The sequence below is a fragment of the Robertmurraya kyonggiensis genome, assembly GCF_005116465.1.
Lineage (GTDB): Bacteria > Bacillota > Bacilli > Bacillales > Cytobacillaceae > Robertmurraya > Robertmurraya kyonggiensis.
In genome coordinates this window covers 1-1,440 of the sequence record NZ_SWBM01000047.1, presented here as the reverse complement: position 1 = coordinate 1,440, position 1,440 = coordinate 1, and the positions used below count along the sequence as shown (strand labels likewise).

Here is a 1,440-nt window from a genome sequence, read left to right as displayed (position 1 = left end):
ACTAGTCCAAGAGGGTCGAGTCTCGTGTGAACTATGTCTTTGAATGCTTGAATGAATTGTCATTATGCTTATGTGTGATTTGGATCTTTGTAATGATTGTGATGAGCGTGGATGAAAGTCTGCAATCATCTAGTATTGGATTAAGGTATAAGGTATTTAATGGGTAGATAGTTGGGTTCCTAACCTCTCCTTTGCACATCATCTATTATCTTTCCTATCGCCTGAGTACCTTATCTTGTCAGTGGATTGCTTCTGTTCTTGACACTGGTTCAGACATGACTGTGATTGTGAATGTTGGGATTTTGATTTGTGACAGATGGTTGGGACAAGAGGATCGACGGGTGGTGGCAATCAGAATCAGAACCAGAACCAGAACCAGAACCAGAACCAGAACCCGCCGCCCACCATGGAGGATCTAGTCCGCTTGCAGACACAGACGATGCAACAGTTGACTCAGGCCATAGCTTTGATGCAGCAGAACCTGCAGAATCCACCTGTTCAGCCACATCCCCAGCCCATCCGGGACAAGAGGGGAGAGTTCTTGAAGGGGCGCCCGCCAAAGTTCTCCCGCGCCAAGGACCCGATGGAAGCAGAAGACTGGATCAAGGCAGTGGAGAGACAGCTCGACATTGCTCAGTGTGATGACAGGGAGAAGGTGCTCTACGCCTCTGGACAGTTTGAAGGAGCCGCTCTCGACTGGTGGGTGGCATACCAATATGCGCAACCCGATCGCAACCAGATCACCTGGCAGCAGTTCAGTGATGCCTTCCGTGCTCACCATGTGCCTGAGGGACTGACGGTCCTAAAGAAGAGGGAGTTCCTAGCCCTGACGCAGGAAGGAATGAGTGTCACTGCCTACCGTGACAAGTTCCTCGAGCTGGCCCGCTATGCACCAGATGAGGTGTCGACAGATGAGAAGAGGCAAACTCGCTTCCGGAATGGACTCCAGGATGTTTTGCAGCTACAGTTGATGTGCATCACCTTCCCAACCTTCGGTGCATTGGTTGATGGTGCCCTGATGGTGGAGCACAAGCGCCGTGAGATTGAGGACAAGAAGAGAAAGTTCATGAACCAGCAATCTGGCAGCAACGTCCGCCCCCGCTACAACCCCCAGCAGGTGAATCAGCAGCGCACTCAGGGACAATCAAGCCTTCAGAACCGCAGCCAGAACCAGCAACGTCCCCAGTATGCACCACCCCAGCAGCAACAGCAGCGCTACCAGAACGTGCAGCAGAACACTCAGGCTTCACGCACTACCCAGGCTAACACCACTCCTGTCGGCCCAAGGGTATGCTATCACTGTGGTGAACAGGGACATTATGCTAACTTTTGTCCCCGGAGGGTCCAGAATTCCACCGGTCAGAACAACAACCAGAAGGCAGGGCCACAACAAACTCAGAATGGAAATCAGCAGCAGGCACAGGGACACCGAGGCCAGCA

At 52.3% G+C, this 1,440-nt stretch carries 2 protein-coding genes; one reads left to right on the top strand and one right to left on the bottom strand.

Translation table 11 applies throughout. The features are described from left to right. Positions 1 to 269: 269 nt before the first annotated feature. Positions 270 to 506, bottom strand: coding sequence for a hypothetical protein (locus tag FA727_RS24245; protein WP_158318971.1), 237 nt, complete (start codon positions 504 to 506; stop codon positions 270 to 272). A 35-nt stretch (positions 507 to 541) separates the two neighbouring features. Between FA727_RS24245 and FA727_RS23760 the strand changes: the two genes are divergently transcribed. Then, on the top strand, positions 542 to 1,440 hold an 899-nt coding region (locus FA727_RS23760; RefSeq protein WP_497707049.1), incomplete at its 3' end, for a retrotransposon gag family protein.